The sequence below is a fragment of the Peterkaempfera podocarpi genome (genome assembly GCF_042466665.1).
Taxonomy (GTDB): Bacteria; Actinomycetota; Actinomycetes; order Streptomycetales; family Streptomycetaceae; genus Peterkaempfera; species Peterkaempfera podocarpi.
The window spans coordinates 1,787,723-1,808,471 of the sequence record NZ_CP162102.1; the positions used below are offsets into that span (position 1 = coordinate 1,787,723).

General features: G+C 71.7%; 16 protein-coding genes and 1 pseudogene. 4 read left to right on the top strand and 13 right to left on the bottom strand.

Annotated elements, in window-relative coordinates; translation table 11 throughout:
- Window positions 1-306 precede the first annotated feature (306 nt).
- The 6 genes from AB0761_RS07880 to AB0761_RS07905 all read right to left on the bottom strand — a co-directional run bounded on the left by AB0761_RS07880 (window position 307) and on the right by AB0761_RS07905 (window position 7,459).
- Window positions 307-1,653, bottom strand: a complete 1,347-nt coding sequence (locus AB0761_RS07880; protein ID WP_377268252.1) for a replication-associated recombination protein A — start codon at window positions 1,651-1,653, stop codon at window positions 307-309.
- Window positions 1,654-1,912: 259 nt separating this feature from the next.
- Window positions 1,913-2,944, bottom strand: coding sequence for an SCO0930 family lipoprotein (locus tag AB0761_RS07885; protein WP_377268253.1), 1,032 nt, complete (start codon window positions 2,942-2,944; stop codon window positions 1,913-1,915).
- A 135-nt stretch (window positions 2,945-3,079) separates the two neighbouring features.
- Window positions 3,080-3,601, bottom strand: coding sequence for a GNAT family N-acetyltransferase (locus tag AB0761_RS07890; protein WP_377268254.1), 522 nt, complete (start codon window positions 3,599-3,601; stop codon window positions 3,080-3,082).
- A 95-nt stretch (window positions 3,602-3,696) separates the two neighbouring features.
- Window positions 3,697-5,481 (bottom strand): aspartate--tRNA ligase, encoded by a 1,785-nt coding sequence (gene aspS, locus AB0761_RS07895; protein ID WP_377268255.1) that lies wholly within the window; start codon window positions 5,479-5,481, stop codon window positions 3,697-3,699.
- Window positions 5,478-6,740, bottom strand: coding sequence for a histidine--tRNA ligase (gene hisS / locus AB0761_RS07900; RefSeq protein WP_377268256.1), 1,263 nt, complete (start codon window positions 6,738-6,740; stop codon window positions 5,478-5,480). The genes aspS and hisS overlap by 4 nt, the downstream gene beginning before the upstream one ends.
- An 11-nt stretch (window positions 6,741-6,751) precedes the next feature.
- Window positions 6,752-7,459, bottom strand: a complete 708-nt coding sequence (locus tag AB0761_RS07905; RefSeq protein ID WP_377268257.1) for an MBL fold metallo-hydrolase — start codon at window positions 7,457-7,459, stop codon at window positions 6,752-6,754.
- Window positions 7,460-7,702: 243 nt separating this feature from the next.
- Here AB0761_RS07905 and AB0761_RS07910 point away from each other — a divergent pair, with 243 nt between their 5' ends.
- From AB0761_RS07910 to AB0761_RS07925, 4 genes are all read left to right on the top strand, one after another.
- Window positions 7,703-8,554, top strand: coding sequence for a peptidylprolyl isomerase (locus AB0761_RS07910; protein WP_377268258.1), 852 nt, complete (start codon window positions 7,703-7,705; stop codon window positions 8,552-8,554).
- A 239-nt stretch (window positions 8,555-8,793) separates the two neighbouring features.
- Window positions 8,794-10,023: a DUF349 domain-containing protein gene (locus AB0761_RS07915; RefSeq protein WP_377268259.1), complete on the top strand. Its 1,230-nt coding sequence runs from the start codon at window positions 8,794-8,796 to the stop codon at window positions 10,021-10,023.
- A 207-nt stretch (window positions 10,024-10,230) separates the two neighbouring features.
- The gene (locus AB0761_RS07920; RefSeq protein WP_377268260.1) at window positions 10,231-11,043 is read left to right on the top strand and encodes a GNAT family N-acetyltransferase; all 813 of its coding nucleotides are present in this window, start codon (window positions 10,231-10,233) and stop codon (window positions 11,041-11,043) included.
- An 83-nt stretch (window positions 11,044-11,126) separates the two neighbouring features.
- The gene (locus tag AB0761_RS07925; protein ID WP_377268261.1) at window positions 11,127-11,930 is read left to right on the top strand and encodes a lysophospholipid acyltransferase family protein; all 804 of its coding nucleotides are present in this window, start codon (window positions 11,127-11,129) and stop codon (window positions 11,928-11,930) included.
- On the opposite strand, the gene AB0761_RS07930 is transcribed toward AB0761_RS07925, so the two are convergent.
- From AB0761_RS07930 to ruvB, 7 genes and pseudogenes are all read right to left on the bottom strand, one after another.
- A complete protein-coding gene (locus AB0761_RS07930) occupies window positions 11,905-14,406 on the bottom strand; it encodes a RelA/SpoT family protein (protein WP_377268262.1) in 2,502 nt (833 codons plus the stop codon). The two genes, AB0761_RS07925 and AB0761_RS07930, sit on opposite strands and share 26 nt — an antisense overlap.
- Window positions 14,407-14,599: 193 nt before the next feature.
- Window positions 14,600-14,914, bottom strand: a complete 315-nt coding sequence (locus tag AB0761_RS07935; protein ID WP_377268263.1) for a hypothetical protein — start codon at window positions 14,912-14,914, stop codon at window positions 14,600-14,602.
- A gap of 120 nt (window positions 14,915-15,034) precedes the next feature.
- Window positions 15,035-15,595: an adenine phosphoribosyltransferase gene (locus tag AB0761_RS07940; RefSeq protein WP_377268264.1), complete on the bottom strand. Its 561-nt coding sequence runs from the start codon at window positions 15,593-15,595 to the stop codon at window positions 15,035-15,037.
- A gap of 315 nt (window positions 15,596-15,910) precedes the next feature.
- Window positions 15,911-17,031 (bottom strand): annotated as a pseudogene (gene secF / locus AB0761_RS07945) (protein translocase subunit SecF).
- Complete coding sequence (gene secD, locus AB0761_RS07950; RefSeq protein WP_377268265.1) at window positions 17,031-18,869, bottom strand: protein translocase subunit SecD; 1,839 nt, start codon at window positions 18,867-18,869, stop codon at window positions 17,031-17,033. Before secD ends, secF begins: the two are co-directional and overlap by 1 nt.
- A gap of 141 nt (window positions 18,870-19,010) precedes the next feature.
- The gene (gene yajC / locus AB0761_RS07955; protein WP_377268266.1) at window positions 19,011-19,463 is read right to left on the bottom strand and encodes a preprotein translocase subunit YajC; all 453 of its coding nucleotides are present in this window, start codon (window positions 19,461-19,463) and stop codon (window positions 19,011-19,013) included.
- A gap of 167 nt (window positions 19,464-19,630) precedes the next feature.
- Window positions 19,631-20,737, bottom strand: coding sequence for a Holliday junction branch migration DNA helicase RuvB (gene ruvB, locus AB0761_RS07960; protein ID WP_377268267.1), 1,107 nt, complete (start codon window positions 20,735-20,737; stop codon window positions 19,631-19,633).
- Between the last annotated feature and the right edge of the window lie 12 nt (window positions 20,738-20,749).

Sequence of the window (20,749 nt, forward strand, 5' to 3'; positions counted from 1 at the left end):
CGCCGCCGTGGCGGAGGGGGTCAGCCGCTTCCCGGGCCGGTGCCCGCACCCGTGCGCACGAGAGGCCCACCGCCGTGTGGTGGTGGGCTGCCCGCGGCACTGATACGTGCGCGACGCTCCTGGAGCCCGCACCCGGGGGTGTGGGTTCCGACCGACGCCCCGCTGGTGATGCCGGTCGGCGGACCCGGTCTCCCGGGAGCCTTCCGTGCACGGGACGTGGCACTTCACGCCATTGTACGGGGCGCGCCACGGTGCTTCCGACCACGCCCCGCCCTCCGGATCGCCGCCCCGCTGGGCGCCGCCGGCTCACTCCCCGCTGAGCTTGTCCCGGACCCGCTCCACGACCTCCGCATAGCGTGCCTCGACGCCGTGCCGGGTCGGCTGGTAGTAGCGGCGGCCGTGAACCGTGTCCGGCGCGTACTGCTGGGCCGCGATACCGCCGGGCAGATCGTGGGGGTACTGGTAGCCCTGGCCGTGGCCGAGCCGCTTGGCGCCGCCGTAGTGGGAGTCCCGCAGATGCGCCGGGACCGGGCCGGCCAGCCCCTTGCGGACGTCCGCCAGGGCGGCGTCTATGGCCAGATAGGCGGCATTGGACTTGGGCGCCAGGGCGAGCGCGATCACCGCCTGGGAGAGGGTGATCCGGGCCTCGGGGAAGCCGATCAGCTGCACCGCCTGGGCGGCCGCCACCGCGGTCTGCAGCGCGCTGGGGTCGGCCAGGCCGATGTCCTCGCTGGCGGAGATCATCAGCCGCCGGGCGATGAACCGGGGGTCCTCCCCCGCCTCCACCATCCGTGCCAGATAGTGCAGGGCGGCGTCCACATCGCTGCCGCGGATGGACTTGATGAGCGCGCTGGCCACGTCGTAGTGCTGGTCGCCGTCCCGGTCGTAGCGGACGGCCGCCTTGTTCACCGCGGTCTCGGTGGTGGCCAGGGTGATCCCGGACTCGCCCTTGGCCAGCGCGGCGCCGGCCGCCGCCTCCAGTGTGGTCAGCGCCCGACGGGCGTCGCCGCCGGCCAGCCGCACCAGATGCCGCTCCGCGTCGGCCTCCAGGACCAGCGCCCCGCCCAGGCCGCGCTCGTCGGCCACCGCCCGGTGCAGCAGCTCCCGGATGTCGTCGTCGGTGAGCGACTCCAGGGTGAGCAGCAGCGAGCGGGAGAGCAGCGGGGAGATCACCGAGAAGTAGGGGTTCTCGGTGGTGGCCGCGATCAGGGTGACCCAGCGGTTCTCCACCGCGGGCAGCAGGGAGTCCTGCTGGGCCTTGGAGAATCGGTGGATCTCGTCCAGGAAGAGCACCGTCTCACGCCCGGAGGCACCCACCTCGCGGCGGGCGCTGTCGATGACCGCGCGGACCTCCTTCACCCCGGCGGTGATGGCCGAGAGCTCCACGAAGCGCCGGTCGGTGGCCCGGCTGATCACATAAGCCAGGGTGGTCTTGCCGGTGCCCGGCGGCCCCCAGAGGATCACCGAGGAGGTGGCGGCGGGGCCGTGCGCGGTGGCCACCAGTCTGCGCAGTGGCGAGCCCTCGCCCAGCAGCTGCCGCTGCCCGGCGACCTCGTCCAGGGTGCGGGGGCGCATCCGCACGGCCAGCGGTGCCCGGCCGGGCTCCTTGGCCTGGCGTTCCTCGGCGGCGGCGGTGAAGAGATCGGGTTCCACCCCAGCAGCGTATGCCAGCGCACCGACAGCACGGCCGGCGCCGACCTGCCCGGGGCCCCGCATCCGACGGGCCGGGCATCCGACGGCCGGGCATACGACGGGCCTGGCATCCGACGGGCCGGGCATCCGACGGGCCGGGCATGCGACGGGGCGGCACGCGGACCTGGTGTCCGCGTGCCGCCCTCCCCTTCCCCGCACCGGCGGGCCGCTGCCACGCGCTGCCGGTTCCCCTGCGGGTCTCCTGGGCGGCCGCGCCGCGCTACTTGGTGAGCTTGCCCTGCGGGGTGACGGCGAACCAGGTGCCGCCCACGCCCTGGCCGGACGCCTGGCCGGGCTTGGTGTCCTTGCTGTAGTTGTAGACGGGCCAGCAGTTGATGGCGAGCTGGTAGATCCCGTCGGGCCGCTTGATGTTGGTGATCAGCTTCTTGTCGATGCCCAGCGCCTTGGCCGCCTCCTCCTGCTGCTGGAGGGTGAGCGGCTTGGCCGGGGGCCAGACCTTGGTGCACTGCCCGGTGCAGGCGATCTTCATCGGCCAGGCGACGTCCTTGGTGAAGCGGTAGAGCACCATGCCCTTGCCGTCGACCAGGATCTTGCCCAGCTGCGGGTCGTCGACGCTGGAGAGAGCCATCCACTGGCTGCTGCTGCCGCTGTCCGAACCGGAGCCGCTGCCCGAGTCGGAACCCGAACCGTAGCCGCCGCTGCCCCCGGAGGAGCCGGACGAGGCCTGGCCGGCCTTCTTGCCGTCGGGCTGGACGGCCCACCAGACCTGGTTGACGCCCTGCCCGTTGGTGTCCCCGGCCGCGGAGTCGGCCGCGTACAGGTACATCGGCCAGCCCGCCACGGTGAGCTGCTTGGAGCCGTCGGCACGGGTGACCTCGCCCAGCAGGCTGGGGTCGGAGACCTTGGCGCCGTTCGCGGCCGAGGCCGGCACCGGCGGCCACGCCTGGGCGCAGGCGTCATTGCAGTTGGACGTGGGCGGGTTGGCGGTGTCCTTGTCGTAGCGGTACATCGTGCGGCCCTGGCCGTCGACCAGGATGTCGCCCAGCTTGGCGTCCTTCCTGGTGCTGATGGCCGCCGCCGAACCGGCGGCCGCGGCCGGGGCCGCCTGGGCCGAGTCCCCGCCGTAGGAGCCGGTGCTGCCGTACCCTCCGCTGCCGTAGGCGTCCCCCGCGGCCGCTGCGGGCTGCACCGTGGTGGTACCTGCAGACTGCTGCGAAGAACCGCAGGCGCCTGCAAGCAGGACCACGGCCGTGGCCCCCACGGTGGCTCCCACCCTTGTCGCCTTGTTCATCTGCGCACTCCTCGATCCGGTCTGCTGTGGCGCTGTCGCGCCGCGGTCGAGGAGGATTACGGGGCCGGGCCGGATACGGTTCAAACCCGTTCGAAGAAATTGCGCGGCGGCCGGACGGAGCGGTCGCCGCCCGGCTCACATCTCGTCAAAAGGCGGCGGGTACACCGCTGTTCCGCAGGGGCTGCCGTCATAGGCGGCCAGCGGGAGGACCTGGAAGTGGGTGTCCGGAACCTCGTACGGACCGGTGACACCGTGCCCCGAGGCCGGGGTGAAGCCGAACCGGCCGTAGTAGCGGGGATCACCCAGTACCACCACCAGGCGCTCACCGGCGGCGTCCGCGGCCTCCAGGGCGGCCTGCACCACAAAGGTGCCGACCCCCCGGCGCTGCCACTCGGGGGCGACCGCCACGGGGGCGAGGGCGAGCGCGGCACCCCCGCCGACCTCCAGCCGGGTGAGCAGGGCGTGGGCGATCACCAGGCCGCGGTGGTCGGCCGCCACCCAGGACAGGCCGGGCAGCCAGACGGGATCCTTGCGCAGCACATCCACCAGGTCGGCCTCCCCGGGACCGGGGAAGGCCGCCATGTGCACCCGCCGCACGGCGGGCACGTCCTCCGGCTCCTCGGGTCTCGCCCGGACCACTCCGCTGCGCTGGATCATCGCCTGCTCCCTCCATGTCTCACACCGTTGTGAACGGGCCCCGGCGGCTGCGGGACACGCAGCCGCCGGGGCCCGGAAGGTTGTGCCGTCCGGGATCAGGCCTCGGACTTCTGCTCCGCCTCGCCCTTGGGCTTCGGCTTGGCGTCGATGCCCGCCTCACGCCGCTGCGCGGGGGTGATCGGGGTCGGGGCGCCGGTCAGCGGGTCGCCGCCGGTCGAGGTCTTCGGGAAGGCGATGACATCCCGGATGGTCTCGTAGCCGCCCAGAAGGGCGACCAGCCGGTCCAGGCCCAGCGCGATCCCGCCGTGCGGCGGCGGGCCGTAGTTGAAGGCCTCCAGCAGGAAGCCGAACTGCGAGGCGGCCTCCTCCGCGGAGAGGCCGATCGCGTCGAAGGCCCGCTGCTGGACCTCGCGCTGGTGGATACGGATGGAGCCGCCGCCGATCTCGGACCCGTTGAGCACCAGGTCGTAGGCGTTGGACAGGGCGCTCGCCGGGTCCTTGTCGAAGGTGTCCAGCGACTCCGCGGTGGGCGCGGTGAAGGGGTGGTGGATCGCGGTCCAGCCGACCTGCTCGCCCTTGTCGTCCTCGACCGGCTCGAACATCGGGAAGTCGACCACCCAGAGGAACTCCCAGCGGGACTCGTCGATCAGCCCGCAGCGGCGGCCGATCTCCAGCCGCGCCGCACCGAGCAGCTCCTGGGAGGCCGTCCTGCGGCCGGCGGCGAAGAAGATGGCGTCGCCCTTGCCCGCCCCGGCGGCCTCGACCAGTCCGGCCAGGTGCTCCTGGGACAGGTTCTTGGCGACCGGGCCGCGCAGCTCGCCGCTCTCCGCGTCGACCACCACATACGCCAGACCGCGGGCGCCGCGGGCCTTGGCCCAGTCCTGCCAGCCGTCCAGCTGCTTGCGGGTCTGCGCGGCGCCGCCGGGCATCACCACGGCGCCGACGTACGGCGCCTGGAAGACCCGGAAGGAGGTGCCGGAGAAGTACTCGGTGAGGTCGACCAGCTCCTGGCCGAAGCGCACATCGGGCTTGTCCGAGCCGTAGCGGTTCATGGCGTCGGCGTAGCTCAGGCGCGGCAGCGGACGCGGGAGGTCGTAGCCGTGCACCTCCTTCCACACCCGGGCGACGACCTGCTCGCCGATGTCCAGGACGTCCTCCTGGTCGACGAAGGACATCTCCACGTCGAGCTGGGTGAACTCCGGCTGCCGGTCGGCCCGGAAGTCCTCGTCCCGGAAGCAGCGGGCGATCTGGTAGTAGCGCTCCATGCCGGCGACCATCAGCAGCTGCTTGAACAGCTGCGGGGACTGCGGCAGCGCATACCAGTGGCCCGGCTGGAGGCGGACCGGGACCAGGAAGTCCCGGGCGCCCTCAGGGGTGGAGCGGGTGAGGTTCGGCGTCTCGATGTCGAGGAAGCCGTTCTCCTCCATCACCGTGCGGATGACGTGGTTGACCTTGGAGCGCAGCCGCAGCGCACGGGCCGGGCCCTCGCGGCGCAGGTCGAGGTAGCGGTACTTGAGCCGCACCTCCTCGTTGACCGTGCCGGGCTCGTACTCGGCGACCGGGAACGGCAGCGGCGCGGCCTCGGAGAGCACCTCGAGGTCGCTGACGACCACCTCGACGGCGCCGGTGGGGATGTCGGGGTTCTCATTGCCCTCGGGGCGCACCCGGACGTCACCGACGACCTTGACGCAGTACTCGGCGCGCAGGCCGTGCACCGAGTCGAGGTCGCGGACGACGATCTGCACGGTGCCCGAGGCGTCGCGCAGATCGATGAAGGCCACGCCTCCGTGGTCGCGCCGGCGGGCGACCCAGCCTGCGAGGGTCACGGTGGTACCGGCGTGCTCCGCGCGGAGCGTGCCCGCGTCGTGCGTGCGGATCACGAAAGCTTCTCCTTCAGGGTGGTGACGAGAGCGGTGACGGCGACCGGGGTCTGGTCGCCGGTGGTGAGGTCCTTGAGCTGGACCACGCCGTCGGCGAGATCGCGCTCACCGGCGACCACGGCCCAGCGGGCGCCGGAGCGGTCCGCGGACTTCATGGCGCCCTTGAGGCCCTTGCCGCCGTAGGCGATGTCGGCTGCGACGCCGGCCCGGCGGGCCTCGGTGACCAGGCCGAAGAGCACCTGGCGGGCCTGCTCGCCGAGCGGCACGGCGAAGACCTGGGTACGGGCGGGGACGTCGATCTCGACGCCCTCGGCCTTCAGCGCCAGCACGGTGCGGTCCACGCCGAGCGCCCAGCCGACGGAGGGCAGCGCGGGGCCGCCGATCATCTCGGAGAGCCCGTCGTAGCGCCCGCCGCCGCCGACCGCGGACTGCGAGCCCAGGCCGTCGTGGACGAACTCGAAGGTGGTGCGGGTGTAGTAGTCCAGCCCCCGCACCAGCTTGGGGTCGTCCTCGAAGGCGACGCCGGCCGCGGTCAGCAGCTCGCGCACCTGCTCGTGGTAGGCCTTGCAGTCCTCGCAGAGGTGATCCCGCATCAGCGGCGCACCGGTGAGCTGCTTCTGCACCGACTCGCGCTTGTCGTCCAGCACCCGCAGCGGGTTGATCTCGGCCCGGCGCAGGGTGTCCTCGTCCAGGTCCAGGCCGCGCAGGAAGTCCTGGAGTGCGGCGCGGTAGACGGGGCGGCACTCGCGGTCGCCGAGGCTGTTGAGCAGCAGCCGGAAGCTGCGCAGGCCCAGCGAGCGGTAGGCGTCGACGGCGAGGATGATCAGCTCGGCGTCCAGCGCCGGGTCCTCGGCGCCGATGGCCTCGGCCCCGACCTGGGAGAACTGGCGGTAGCGGCCGGCCTGGGGGCGCTCATAGCGGTAGTAGGAGCCGGAGTACCAGAGCTTCACCGGCAGGTTGCCCGTGCGGTGCAGATTGGCCTGGAGAGCGGCGCGCAGCACCGAGGCGGTGCCCTCGGGGCGCAGGGCCAGCTCGTCGCCGCCCTTGGTGGTGAGGCTGTACATCTCCTTGGTGACGATGTCGGTGGACTCGCCGACACCGCGGGAGAACAGCTTGACGTCCTCGAAGACGGGGGTCTCGATGTAGCCGTACCCGGCGCCGCGCAGCGGCGCGGCGATGGCCTCGCGGACGGCGAGGAAGGTCTCGGAGTCCGGCGGGATCAGGTCGTAGGTGCCCTTGGGGGCGATGAAGGTGCTCAACTTCGCTTCCGTCACATTCCTCGTCGCGGGGCGGCCGGCGCATCCAGCGCGCCTGCCACCTGCCTGAGGTAGGGGTTGGCGGCGCGCTCGCGGCCGATGCTGGTCTGGTCTCCGTGGCCGGCGAGGACGACCGTCTCGTCCGGGAGCGGCAGGCAGACGCGTGCCAGCGACTCCAGGATCCGGGCGTGGTCCCCGCCGGGCAGATCCGTGCGTCCGATGGAGCCGGCGAACAGCAGGTCGCCCGAGAACAGCACCGGGGGTACGTCCCCGGCGGCGGGCGTCCTGAAGGTCACCGACCCCTGTGTATGGCCGGGCGCATGGTCGACCGTGAGCTGCAGGCCGGCCAGGTCGAGCACGGTGCCGTCGGTGAGCTCGCGCAGGTCGTCGGGCTCGCCGACGGTGATGGAGCCCATCAGCTGCTGCCCCAGGGAGCGTCCGAGGGCCCGGCCGGGGTCGGCCATCATGTAGCGGTCGTCCGGGTGTATCCAGGCCGGGATGTTGCGGGCGCCGCACACCGGGACCACCGAGGCGACATGGTCGATGTGCCCGTGGGTGAGGACCACCGCGACCGGCTTCAGACGGTGTTCGCGCACCAGTTCCTCGACGCCGTCGGCGGCCTCGTGGCCGGGATCGACGATCACGCACTCCTCGCCGGCGGCCGGCGCGACCAGGTAGCAGTTGGTGCCCCAGGCTCCGGCGGGAAATCCGGCGATGAACACGTGCGTCCTCGGATCGGTGGGTGGCGGCTTTTGAGGTCTTCGGGAAGCCTACCGGCGGTGAGGTGCGGTTTGCGAACCAGATCGCGGCAGGCCGCGCACTGCGTCCGTTCCAGCGAGTACGGGTGCTGTCACCGCCCGCTGATACCGCGCTTACGTACCGCATCCCTACACTGGGCCGCCGACGGGTGCGTGTCGCACCAGCACACACCCCCAGCAGTCCGGAACAACGAGGAGACGGCACCGGTGGACAGCGAGAAGCGGCGGCGGCAGCTCGCCCGTGCGAAGTACGAGCGGCAGCAGCAGCGCCGGGCCGACATGCGGCAGCACACCCGACGGCGGAACACGGTGATCGGCGCCTCGCTGGCGGTGGTGCTGCTCGCGGGCGGTGCCGCCTGGGCCGGTGTGGCGCTCGCGGGCGACGGCGACTCCGGCAAGACCACTGCCGCATCGGACACCGCCACCTCGGCGGCCCCCTCCGCATCCGCTCCCGCATCCACCCCCGCCTCCCCGGTGGCGAGCGCCGACCCCGCGTCGGTGAAGGGCTGCAAGGCGCCCTCGGCGGACAGCCCCAACGGCAAGCAGTGGCAGAAGGAGCCGGCGATCAGCGTCGACACCTCGGCCAAGTACCAGGCGGTGCTGGACACCAGCTGCGGCAAGGTGACCCTGGAGCTGGACCCCGGCAAGGCGCCGCACACCGTGAACTCGTTCGTCTTCCTGGCGGGCCAGCAGTACTTCGACCATGTGCCGTGCCACCGGCTGACCACCAGCGGGATCTACGTGCTGCAGTGCGGCGACCCGACCGGCCAGGGGTCGGGCGGCCCGGGCTACCAGTTCAAGGACGAGAACCTCAAGGGCGCCACCTACCCCGCCGGCACCGTGGCGATGGCCAACGCGGGCGCGGGCACCAACGGCAGCCAGTTCTTCCTGGTCTACAAGGACACCCAGCTGCCCCCCAGCTACACCCCGTTCGGCAAGGTCACCGGGGGCATGGACGTGCTCAAGAACATCGCCGCAGGCGGTGTGGTGGGCGGCGGCCAGGACGGTGCCCCCGTGGCCGGCGTGAAGATGGAGAAGGTCACCGCGGTCAAGGAGTGACGCCCGGGGGCCGTACGCCGCGTGAAAAGGCCCGGCCCGGATGCGGACAGCACTGGCGCCCGTCGCCTATGTTGCTGTTGTGTAGGGTGCCCTGACCCGACGGCTGCGACCCTCGCATCGCAAGAGCGGCACGTCGGCGGCCGGACCGTCAGCCCGGGCGGCCGTACATCAACTGTGGACGACGTCCGCGCCCCGGCGGCTCCGTGCCGCCGGGCCGGATGTCATGTGGAGGAGGCGCTGTGACCAGCGACCCGTGGGGCCGTGTCGACGAGCAGGGGACCGTCTATGTACGGACGGCCGAAGGAGAGCACGTCGTCGGCTCCTGGCAGGCAGGCTCCCCCGAGGAGGCGCTCGCGTACTTCGAGCGCAAGTACGAGGGACTCGCCGTGGAGATCGGCCTCCTCGAGCGCCGGGTGCGCACCACCGACCTGGCGCCCAAGGATGCCCTGACCGCGGTGGAGCATCTGCGGGCCCAGGTCGTCGAGGGCCATGCGGTGGGCGATCTGGCGGCCCTGGCGAAGCGGCTGGACGCACTCACCGCGGACGTCGAGTCCCGCCGTGAGGAGCGCAAGGCCGCCCGGGCCAAGGCCCAGGACGAGGCCCGTACCGCCAAGGACCAGCTGGTCGCCGAGGCCGAGCAGCTGGCCGAGTCCACCCAGTGGCGGGAGGCCGGGGACCGGCTGCGCGCCCTGGTGGACATCTGGAAGGGCCTGCCCCGGCTCGACCGCAAGAGCGACGACGAGCTGTGGCACCGCTTCTCGCACGCCCGCTCCGCGTTCTCCAAGCGGCGCAAGGCGCACTTCGCGACGCTGGACCAGCAGCGGGACGACGCGCGGGCCCGCAAGGAGCGGCTGGTGCAGGAGGCGGAGGCGCTCTCCGAATCCACCGACTGGGGCGACACCGCCGCCCGCTACCGCCAGCTGATGACGGAGTGGAAGGCCGCCGGCCGCGCCCAGCGGGACACCGAGGACGAGCTGTGGGCCCGCTTCCGCGGCGCCCAGGACGTCTTCTTCCAGGCCCGCTCGGCGGTCTTCTCCGAGCGGGACGCCGAGCAGCGGGAGAACCAGACGCTGAAGGAGGCGCTGCTGCTCGATGCCGAGGCGCTGCTGCCGATCGGCGATCTCAAGACCGCCAAGGCGGCCTACCGCGGGATCGGTGAGCGCTGGGAGGCCATCGGCCATGTGCCGCGGGATTCCCGGCCGAAGCTGGAGGCCCGGCTGCACACCGTGGAGCGGGCGATCAGGGAGGCCGAGGAGGCCGAGTGGCGCCGCACCAACCCGGAGGCCCGGGCGCGCGCCCAGGGCATGACGGGGCTGCTGCAGGCCGCGGTGGACAAGCTGGAGGCCGAGCTGGCCCGGGCCCGTACGGCCGGCAACAACTCCAAGGCCGCCAAGCTGGAGGCCGAGCTGGCGGGGCGCCGCGAGCTGCTGGAGCAGGCGCAGAAGTCGCTGGAGGAGTTCAGCGGCTGAGGCCGATGCGCCACCGGTGAGATACGACGACGGCCGGGACCCGTGGGCACGGGTCCCGGCCGTCCTGCGTGGCGGGCAGCGCCGGTCCTTCAATTGCCGCACATCTGCGCTCCCCCGGGCGGTCATTCCGGAGACGGCGGGGTCGGGCACTTATACAGGTGCCACGCCCTCAGTGGCCTCGCCACCCTCGTCCCCGGAGCGTCCGCCGTGACCGCTGCCCCACTGCTGACCCCTGCCTCCCCCGCCCCCCGACCCGCCGCCCCCCGACCCGCCGCCCCACCGGACACCGGCCCCGCGGAGTACGCCGTCTCGCTGGCGGCCGACCAGGCCGATGTACGAGCGGTGCAGCAGCTGCGTCACCAGGTCTTCGCCGGAGAGCTCGGCGCCACCCTGCACTCGCCCGTCCCGGGCCTGGACATCGACGGGTTCGACGACTTCTGCGACCATCTGCTGGTCCGTGAGCAGGCGACCGGCGCGGTGGTGGGCACCTACCGGATGCTGCGTCCGGCCGCCGCGCTGCGTGCGGGACGGCTCTACTCCGACGGCGAGTTCGAACTGGCCGCGCTGGCGGGAATCCGCCCGCGGATGGTGGAGGTGGGCAGGTCCTGTGTGCATCCGGACCACCGCGACGGCGCGGTGATCGGCCTGATGTGGGGCGGTCTGCTGCGCTACCTCCAGGAGACCGGGTGCGACTGGATCGCCGGCTGCTGCTCGCTGGGGCTGGCCGACGGCGGCGGGTCGGCCGCCGCCGTCTGGGACCGGGTCTCCACCCGGAACATGTCGCCCGAGGAGTTCCGGGTGCGGCCGCACACCCCGTGGAGCGCCGAGGGGATCGCCCGGCCGGCGCGGACCGCGCTGCCGGCCCTGCTGCGGGGCTATCTGCGGCTGGGCGCCTGGGTGTGCGGGGAGCCCGCGCACGACCCGGACTTCGCGGTGGCGGACCTGTTCGTGCTGCTCTCCCTGGAGCGCACCGACCCCCGCTATCTGCGCCACTTCACGGCGCTCGGGGCCTCCCGGTGAGCGTCTGGCTGCCGTTGGCGCCCTGCACGACCGGGGAATGCGTCGGTTCCCCGGGCCGGCCGGTCGGTATGCCGCGCCGGGTCATGCGGCTGACGGGGTGTCTGGCGGTGATCGTGGCGGGTCTGCTGCTGGCGCCGCCGGTCCGGCGGTGGGCCGGCGCGCGGGCGGTGCCGCTGCTGCGGGCCTGGGTGCGGCTCGGCGCCGCAGCGCTGGGGGTGCGGATCCGGGTGCTGGACCTGTCGGACCGGGTCGCTGCGGACGGCCCTGAACTGCTGGTCGCCAACCATGTGTCCTGGCTGGATGTGCTGCTGGTCCAGGCGGTGCGGCCGGGCCGGATGCTGGCCAAGGCCGAGGTGGCGCGCTGGCCGGTGGTGGGGCGGGCGGCCGGCCGCTGGGGCACCGTCTTCCTGGACCGGGACCGGCTGAGGGCGCTGCCCGGGGCGGTCGCCGAGGTGGCCGGGGTACTGCGCGGCGGCGGGTCGGCGATGGTCTTCCCCGAGGGCACCACCTGGTGCGGGGCGCGTACGGGGCCCTTCCGGGCGGCGTTCTTCCAGGCCGCACTGGATGCCGGCGTCCCGGTGCGGCCGATGGCGGTGCGCTACCGGCTGGCCGGGGGGCGGTCGGCCACGGCGCCCGCGTTCGTGGGCGACGACGATCTGGTGGCCTCGCTGCGGCGGGTGGTCGCCGCCCGCGGCCTGGTGGCGGAGCTGGTGCTGCTGCCGTCCATCCCGCCCGGCGCCGCGGCCGACCGGCGGGCGCTGGCCGCCGCGGCGCAGCAGGCGGTGGAGCGGATGCTGTCACCGGACCCGCTGCACCGCGGCGTACCCGACCCCGTGCGGGGCCGGGTACGGATGCCGGTCGTCAGCGCTGCTGACGGGCGGAGGTGACGCGGTAGACGTCGTAGACGCCCTCCACACCACGGACCGCCTTGAGCACATGGCCGAGGTGCTTGGGGTCGCCCATCTCGAAGGTGAACCGGCTCATGGCCACCCGGTCGCGGGAGGTCTGGACCGCCGCGGACAGGATGTTCACATGCTGGTCGGAGAGGACCCGGGTGACATCGGAGAGCAGCCGGGAGCGGTCCAGCGCCTCGACCTGGATGGCCACCAGGAACACCGAGGACTGGGTGGGCGCCCACTCCACCTCGATCATGCGCTCGGGCTGCTGGGAGAGCGACTCCACGTTGACGCAGTCGGCCCGGTGCACGGAGACGCCGTTCCCGCGGGTGACAAAGCCCACGATGGGGTCTCCGGGTACCGGGGTGCAGCAGCGCGAGAGCTTCACCCAGACGTCCTCGACGCCCTTCACGATCACACCGGGATCGCCCTTGGGCCGGCGGCGCCGGGCGTGCTCGGGCGACGGGGTGGTGATCTCGGCGATGTCCTCGGTGGCGCCCTCCTCACCGCCGAGCGCCTGGACCAGCTTCTGCACGATGGACTGCGCCGCGACATGTCCCTCACCGATGGCGGCGTAGAGGGAGGAGATGTCGGGGTAGCGCATCTCGTGCGCCAACGTGACCAGGGAGTCGCCGGTCAGTATCCGCTGGATGGGCAGGCCCTGCTTGCGCATGGCGCGGGCGATGGCGTCCTTGCCCTGCTCGATGGCCTCCTCGCGGCGCTCCTTGGAGAACCAGGCGCGGATCTTGTTGCGGGCACGAGGTGACTTGACGAAGCCCAGCCAGTCGCGGGAGGGCCCGGCGCCGGCGGCCTTGGAGGTGAAGACCTCCACCAGGTCGCCGTTGTCCAGGGTGGACTCCAGCGGCACCAGGCGGCCGTTGACCCGGGCGCCGATGCACCGGTAGCCGACCTCGGTGTGCACCGCGAAGGCGAAGTCCACCGGGGTGGACTTGGCCGGCAGCGCTATCACGTCGCCCTTGGGCGTGAAGACGAAGACCTCGTTGCTGGAGAGGTCGAACCGCAGCGACTCCAGGAACTCGCCCGGGTCCTCGGTCTCCTTCTGCCAGTCGACCAGCTGCCGCAGCCAGGCCATCTCATTGAGGTCGCCCTTGTCGCCCGCCTTGCGGGGCGCGGCGGGCGCGTCGGTGCGGACCTTGGAGGCGCCGGCGACCGCGCGCTGCTTGTACTTCCAGTGCGCGGCGATGCCGTACTCGGCGCGGCGGTGCATGTCGAAGGTGCGGATCTGCAGCTCGACCGGCTTGCCGCCGGGCCCGATGACCGTCGTGTGCAGCGACTGGTACATGTTGAACTTGGGCATGGCGATGTAGTCCTTGAACCGCCCCGGCACCGGGTTCCATCGCGCATGGATGGTTCCCAGGGCCGCGTAGCAGTCCCGGACGGTGTCGACCAGCACCCGGATGCCCACCAGGTCGTAGATCTCGGCGAAGTCGCGGCCCCGCACGATCATCTTCTGGTAGACCGAGTAGTAGTGCTTGGGGCGGCCGGTGACGGTGGCCTTGATGCGGGCGGCCCGGAGGTCGCCCTGCACCTGGTCGATCACGGTGGCCAGGTACTCGTCGCGCTTGGGGGCACGCTCGGCGACCAGCCGGACGATCTCGTCGTACATCTTGGGGTAGAGGATCGCGAAGGCGAGGTCCTCCAGCTCCCACTTGATGGTGTTCATCCCCAGCCGGTGGGCCAGCGGGGCGTAGATCTCCAGGGTCTCGCGGGCCTTCTTCTCCTGCTTCTCCCGCTTGAGGTAGCGCATGGTGCGCATGTTGTGCAGGCGGTCGGCGAGCTTGATCACCAGGACGCGGGGGTCCTTGGCCATGGCGACGACCATCTTGCGGACCGTCTCGGCCTGCGCGGCCTCGCCGAACTTGACCTTGTCCAGCTTGGTGACACCGTCGACCAGCATGGCCACGGTGTCGCCGAAGTCGCGCCGCAGGGTGTCCAGCCCGTACTCGGTGTCCTCCACGGTGTCGTGGAGCAGCCCGGCCATCAGGGTGGGGGCGTCCATCCCCAGCTCGGCGAGGATGGTGGTCACCGCGAGCGGATGGGTGATGTAGGGGTCGCCGCTCTTGCGCTTCTGGCCCCGGTGCCAGCGGTCGGCGACGGTGTAGGCACGCTCGATGTCCCGCAGGTCGGCCTTGGGGTCATTGCCGCGAACTATCCGGAACAGTGGCTCCAGAACCGGATTGAAGGTGCTGGTGCGCTGGCCGCCCAGGCGGGCGAGGCGGGCCCTCACCCGGCCGCTGGAGGAGGAGGTGGGCTGCCGCACGGCGGATGCACCGCCGGCCGGTGCCACGGCACGTGAGCTGCCCGACCCGGCCGCAGTGGGGGCGGCCTGGGGCTTGGCCTCCTCGGCCCGGCGTGTGGCGGACCCGGCTGCTGGGGCCGGCGCCTCCCGGTCGACGGGGGCGCTGTCCTGGACAGCCGCGGCCTTGGGCACAACCTCTTCCGGCAAAGGCGCTCCTCTGGCGAGCGGTTCCTTCCGTCCGACGCAGGAGCAGAAGGTGGAACCTTCATGGTACCCATGCGGCCGGTGGTCCGTTCTCCGGCGGGTGCCGATGAAGATCACCGGGGCACTGCCGCCCCTGCCGGGCGGCGCCGGCCCGGACGCGCAGAGTGCGTGTCCGGGCCGGCGCCGCTACGGTCGGTCAGCAGTCCTCGATGGACGAGATGGCCCCGGTCTCCTTGCGGTGGCCGTGGACTCCCGCGCCGGCGGTGATCCGGTGCAGGTCGTCGAACTTGCCGTCCCGCCACCACACGCACAGGTCGGCACTCTTGCCGCAGGTGTTGTGGTAGTAGATGGTCGTGGTGGTGGTGCCGTCCGCCCACGACCAGTTGAAGCATCCCGCCGTGCCCCGGTGCGTGGACTGCGGGACGGCGGTGGCCGCCTGGGCGGGTACCGCGACCGCGCAGGCGCCGACGGTCATCGCGGCGGCCGTGACGATCTTTGCAAACCGCTTCATATGAGGCTCCTCCAAGAGAGCCGGCTGCCTGGGCAGGCCGGCGGACTGGGGATCCCTCCCATACGGGTGAGCGCCGTGGCACGCGGACCGTGCCCTGGCACTCAGACCGTGCCCTGGCACTCAGACCGTGATCAGCGCCTCCAGCGGGGCCGCGCCGAGGTGCTCGGCAAGACGGCTACGGCCGTCCAGGAAGCCCAGCTCCATCAGCACCACCACACCGGCCAGCTCCGCCCCGGCCTGCCGCAGCAGGTCCAGCGCGGCGGAGACGGTGCCACCGGTGGCGAGCACGTCGTCCACCACCAGGACCCGCTCCCCGGGTGCGAAGGCGTCCTGCTGCACCTCGACCACGGCGGAGCCGTACTCGAGGTCGTAGCTGCGGCTGTGCACCGGGCCGGGCAGCTTGCCCTGCTTGCGGATCGGCACAAAGCCGACCCCTGCCGCATGGGCGGCGGGGGCAGCCAGGACGAAGCCGCGCGCTTCCAGGCCCACCACCTTGGTGACCCCCAGCGCCGTGGCGCGGTCCGCGAGCGCACCGACCATCGCCGCAAAGGCGGCGGCGTCGGCGAGCAGCGGTGCGATGTCCTTGAACACCACACCCGGCTGGGGGTAGTCCGGAATGTCCCGGATCCTGGAGAGCAGCAGCTCCGCCAGGCTGTCAGCGGCGGCCGTATGGGCGGTCAACGTGGTTCCTCTTCTCACTGGCCGACGAGTGCCGATGACCGACGATACCGTCGCAACCGGCGCCGAGAAGAGTGAGGGGCCTCTCAGCCCCCGTCGGCGGTCCGCCCGGCCTGTGTTGTCCGGACATACGGAACACCGCCCCCCGTGTACCTGAGATCCACTTGAACAAAATGATCGTATGACCAGAGTGGATCAACGAGAACCGCCGTTCAGCGGGGAGTCGCCCCGTCGGTCGACGGAAACTTCCCCCGCTGAACGGCGGGTGGTTGCGCGGTGGGACCCGTCAGCGCGGATCCCGGGTGCGGAGACCCTGGGTCAGTGGCGCTTGCCGGACGGCCGGCCCTTGCCCCGGCCGCGGCCCACGGGCTGGTTGCGCTGGCCGACGACACCGGCCGGGACGGCCTCGTCCTCGGCTTCGCCCTCTCCCTCGCCGTCCTCCGACTGCGGCTTCTCGGCCGCGGCCCTGGCGTCCGCGGCACGCCGCTGGGCGACCCGCTTGGCCAGTGCCTTCATGTCCGGCTGCTCCTCCTTGAGCTGCGCCAGCAGCGGCGTGGCGACGCAGATCGAGGAGTAGGCACCGGCCGCCAGACCGATGAACAGCGCCAGCGAGATGTCGTTCAGCGTGCCGGCCCCGAGGATGCCGCCACCGATGAACAGCAGCGCGGCAACCGGCAGCAGCGCCAGGACCGTGGTGTTGATGGACCGCACCAGGGTCTGGTTGAGGGCGTGGTTGGCGGCCTCGCTGTAGGTGAGCCGGTTCTGCTTGGACAGCGCCCGGGTGTTCTCCTTCACGGTGTCGAAGACGACGACCGTGTCGTAGAGCGAGTAACCCAGGATGGTCAGGAAGCCGATCACCGTACCCGGAGTGACCTCAAAGCCCACCAGGGCATAGACGCCGACGGTGATCACCAGGTCGTGGATCAGCGCGACCAGCGCCGAGACCGCCATCCGCCACTCGAAGGCGATCGCCAGATACGCCGTCACCAGGATCATGAAGATCACCAGGCCGGTGAGGGCCTGCTTGGAGATCTCCTTGCCCCAGCTGGGGCCGATCACATCGGCATTGATGGTGTCGGCCTTGACGCCCAGGTCCTTGGAGAGCTCATCGGTGACCTGGGTGGTGGACTTGGTCTCGTCCTTGCTGATCTGGATGGTGATCTTGTCTTTGCCCACCGACTGGACGATGGGGCTGCTGTGCTCCACCACCTTGTCGGCGGCGACTTCGCCTGCTCGACCGTGACACCGGGCTTGGTCACCGTGTAGACGGAGCCACCGGTGAACTCGATGCCCAGCTTGAGGCCGTTCACCCCCAGGCCCACGACGGCGGCGAGCAGGATCAGCGCGGAGATGCTGTACCAGAGCTTGCGCCGCCCCACGAAGTCAAAGCTGACCTCGCCCTGGTAGAGGCGATGGCCGAGAGTGCCGAGCTTGGACATCAGGCCTCCTTGGTGACGCCGGGTCGACCGGTACGGCGACGGCCGCCGCGGATGGGCGGACGGGCACCGAGCCGCTTGGGGTCGAGCCCCGACCAGGCGTGGCCGCCGCCGAAGAACTTGGTGCGGGCCAGGATGGTGATCAGGGGCTTGGTGAAGAGGAAGATCACCACGACGTCGAGCAGCGTGGTGAGGCCGAGCGTGAACGCGAAGCCCTGCACCTTGCCGACCGAGACCGCGTACAGCACCGCAGCGGCCAGGAAGGACACGAAGTCCGACACCAGGATGGTGCGCCGGGCACGAGGCCAGGCGCGCTGCACCGCGGTGCGCAGCTGGCTCCCCTCGCGGACCTCGTCACGGATGCGTTCGAAGTAGACGATGAAGGAGTCCGCTGTGATACCGATCGCCACGATGGCGCCGCAGACCGCCGGCAGGTTGAGGGCGAAGCCGATGCCCTTGCCCAGCAGACACATGATCGAGTAGGTCAGCACGGCGGAGACGATCAGACCGGCGATGCTGACCAGGCCCAGGCCGCGGTAGTAGAGCAGCGAGTAGAGGACCACCAGCGCCAGGCCGATCGCACCGGCGATCAGACCGGCGTGCAGCTGCTCACCGCCGAGCTGCGGGGAGACCGTGGACACCGACTGGGTGGTGAAGTCCAGCGGCAGGGCGCCGAAGCTGAGGACGTTGGCGAGGTCCTCGGCCTCCTTCTGCGTGAAGCTGCCGCTGATCTCGGCGGAGTTGCCGGGGATGGCCTCGCTCACCGAGGGGGCGGAGACGTTCTGGCCGTCCAGGACGATCGCGAACTGGTTCTGCGGGGCGGTCTTGGCCGCCAGCTCACCGGTGGTCTTGGTGAACGCCTTGGCGCCGGTGCCGTCGAACTTCAGCTGGACGATCCAGAGCGACCGCTGGGTGTCGAAGACCGCGCTGGCGCTGGAGACATTGACACCGTTCACCGCGACCGGGCCCAGCGCGTACTTCTCGTAGGTGCCCTTGGGGAACGACGGGTTGGTCGACTCCTCCTGGTCGCACGCGACGGCGTTGGCGGTGTTGGACGTCTGGTAGTTCTTGCTGCGCTGCGCCTTGTCCGTGCAGTCCAGTGCGGCGAACTGCTTGGCCAGCTCGTCGGGGACGGTGCCACCGGTGGTGGCGGACGTACCGGCGGCGGACGGCGCCGTGGCGCTGGCCGACGGCTTGGGCGAGGCCGCGGCGGTGGCGCTGCTCTTGGCCTTGGCAGACGACGACGGGGTGGCACCGGCCTCCAGGGCCTGGCTCACCGCCCGGCCGGCCGTGGTGCTGCTCGCGGACGGGGCGGCCGTGGAAGCACCGGAACCGGCGGCCTTGGCCGAGCTGCTGGCGGAGGGCTTGGGGCTCGCGGAGGAGCTGCCGCTCGCCGGCGCGGACGGGCTGGCGCTGGGCTTGATCGCGCTGGCCGGCACCGAGATACCAGTGGCCAGGACAGGCCGGAAGTACAGCTTGGCCGTGGTGCCGATCTGGGCCACGGCCTCCCTGGTGTCGTCCTTCCCCTTACCGCGGGGGATGTTGACGACGATGTTCTTGCTGCCCTGGATCTGCGTCTCGGCCTCGGACACACCCATACCGTTGACACGCTTCAGCATGATCGCCGAAGCAGTGTTCATATTGGTCTGGTTGATCGCTTTCGGGTCCTTCGACGAGGCGGTCAGCGTGACGCTGGTGCCACCGGCGAGGTCGATGCCCAGGCGGGGCGTGGTGAGGCCCTTGCCGAACATCAGGCCGACCAGTCCGATCGTGACGGCCAGGATGAACGCCAGTGCGCGCCCTGGGTGTCCGTCGCGAGGACGCGACTTGGGTGTTGCCACCTTCTCGATTCTCCCTGTCCATGCGGCCCTGCGCCGGGCCGCCCCGGGCCGCTACGGCCTGCGGGGTGGCGGGCACGGCGGCCCCTGTCCTGAGGACCGGACGGCGGAGGTGCCGTCCGGTCGGCGAAGCACGCCGGGGGCCTACTTGGCCGCCGAACCCTCGCCTTCCGTGCCCTCGACGACCTTGGCGTCGGCCTCGTCGGCCGTGGACTTCTCGAGGTTCAGCCTGGGTGCGTCCTCGGCCTGCTCGGCCGCGCCCTCAGCTGCCTCCTCGGAGTCCTCGACGAAGGGCGGGACGTCCTCGTCGGACGCCGGGGCTCCGTGGACGATGGCCGCGTACTCCTCCGGCTCCAGAACGGCCGCGATGGCGTTCTTGGCGAAGTGGACGAAGATGCCCGGGGCTGCCTCGAGCTCGACGGTGTCGTCATTGATGGACTTCACCACGGCGTACATGCCGCCGATGGTGCGCACACCGGAGCCGGGCGCCATGTTGTTGCGCATCGAGAGAGCCTGCTGCTGCTTCCGCTTGGCGTTGCGGGTCATCATGAACATGACGCCGACCAGGAGGAGCAGGGGGAGAAGGGTGGTAAGCACAGCTTGACAGGTCCTTTACGGGGCCGCGGGGGCGACCGGTGTGGTGGCGGTTGCCGCCCTGGGAGGGGCGGCTCGGCGGAGTCTAGGGCGACCCGCCTTGGTGGGACAACGTCAAGCATTGCATCCGGGTTCCGCAAGTGGCGAGTCCCTGGCCGTGCAGAATGAGCTCACCCCTCGGTCGGGGGACCGTCGGAGCTCCCGAAGAGCTGCTGCTGGGCAGCGGGAAGAGGCCGCTGGCCGAGCGGGGCGGAGGGCGGCGTCAGCCCCAGGTGCTGCCAGGCTGCGGCGGTGGCGATCCGGCCCCGGGGCGTCCGGGCGAGCAGCCCCTCGCGGACCAGGAAGGGCTCGGCGACCTCCTCCACCGTCTCGCTCTCCTCCCCCACCGCCACGGCCAGGGTGGACAGACCGACCGGCCCGCCCCCGAAGAGGCGGAGCAGCGCATCGAGCACCGCACGGTCCAGCCGGTCCAGACCACGCCCGTCGACCTCGTAGACGTCCAGCGCCTGCCCCGCGATCCCCGCGGTGATCAGACCGTCATGCTTGACCTGGGCGTAGTCGCGGACCCGACGCAGCAGCCGGTTGGCGATCCGGGGGGTGCCCCGGGAGCGGCCGGCGATCTCCGCGGCGCCCTGGGAGTCGATCTCGACGTCCAGCAGCCGGGCGGAGCGGTGGATGACGCGCTCCAGCTCGGCGGGGGCGTAGAACTCCATGTGGCCGGTGAAGCCGAACCGGTCGCGCAGCGGGGGCGGCAGCAGCCCGGCCCGGGTGGTGGCACCGACCAGGGTGAAGGGCGGCAGCTCCAGCGGGATGGCGGTGGCACCGGGGCCCTTGCCGACGATCACGTCGACCCGGAAGTCCTCCATCGCCATGTAGAGCATCTCCTCGGCGGGCCGCGACATCCGGTGGATCTCGTCGAGGAAGAGCACCTCACCCTCGGTGAGCGAGGAGAGGATCGCCGCGAGGTCGCCGGCGTGCTGGATCGCCGGACCCGAGGTGATCCGGATCGGGGCGTTCATCTCCGCAGCGATGATCATGGACAGGGTGGTCTTGCCCAGCCCCGGCGGACCGCTGAGCAGCACATGGTCCGGGGTGGCCCCGCGCTTGCGGGCGGCCTGGAGCACCAGGGAGAGCTGCTCGCGGACCCGCTCCTGGCCGATGAACTCCCCCAGGTCCCTGGGGCGCAGCGCCGCCTCCACCGCCCGGTCCTCGCCGTCGGCGGCGGCGGTGACCAGGCGGTCGCCGGCATCGGAGGGGGTGGCGTCGTACGGAGTCATGAGGGGCGGTTC

What these genes read in the sequence shown, in the direction of transcription:
- ruvB (WP_377268267.1), bottom strand. Translation starts at nt 20,737, where the DNA reads ATGACTCCGTACGACGCCACCCCCTCCGATGCCGGCGACCGCCTGGTC.
- AB0761_RS07935 (WP_377268263.1), bottom strand. Translation starts at nt 14,914, where the DNA reads ATGAAGCGGTTTGCAAAGATCGTCACGGCCGCCGCGATGACCGTCGGC.
- AB0761_RS07890 (WP_377268254.1), bottom strand. Translation starts at nt 3,601, where the DNA reads ATGATCCAGCGCAGCGGAGTGGTCCGGGCGAGACCCGAGGAGCCGGAG.
- AB0761_RS07885 (WP_377268253.1), bottom strand. Translation starts at nt 2,944, where the DNA reads ATGAACAAGGCGACAAGGGTGGGAGCCACCGTGGGGGCCACGGCCGTG.
- AB0761_RS07925 (WP_377268261.1), top strand. Translation starts at nt 11,127, where the DNA reads ATGCGGCTGACGGGGTGTCTGGCGGTGATCGTGGCGGGTCTGCTGCTG.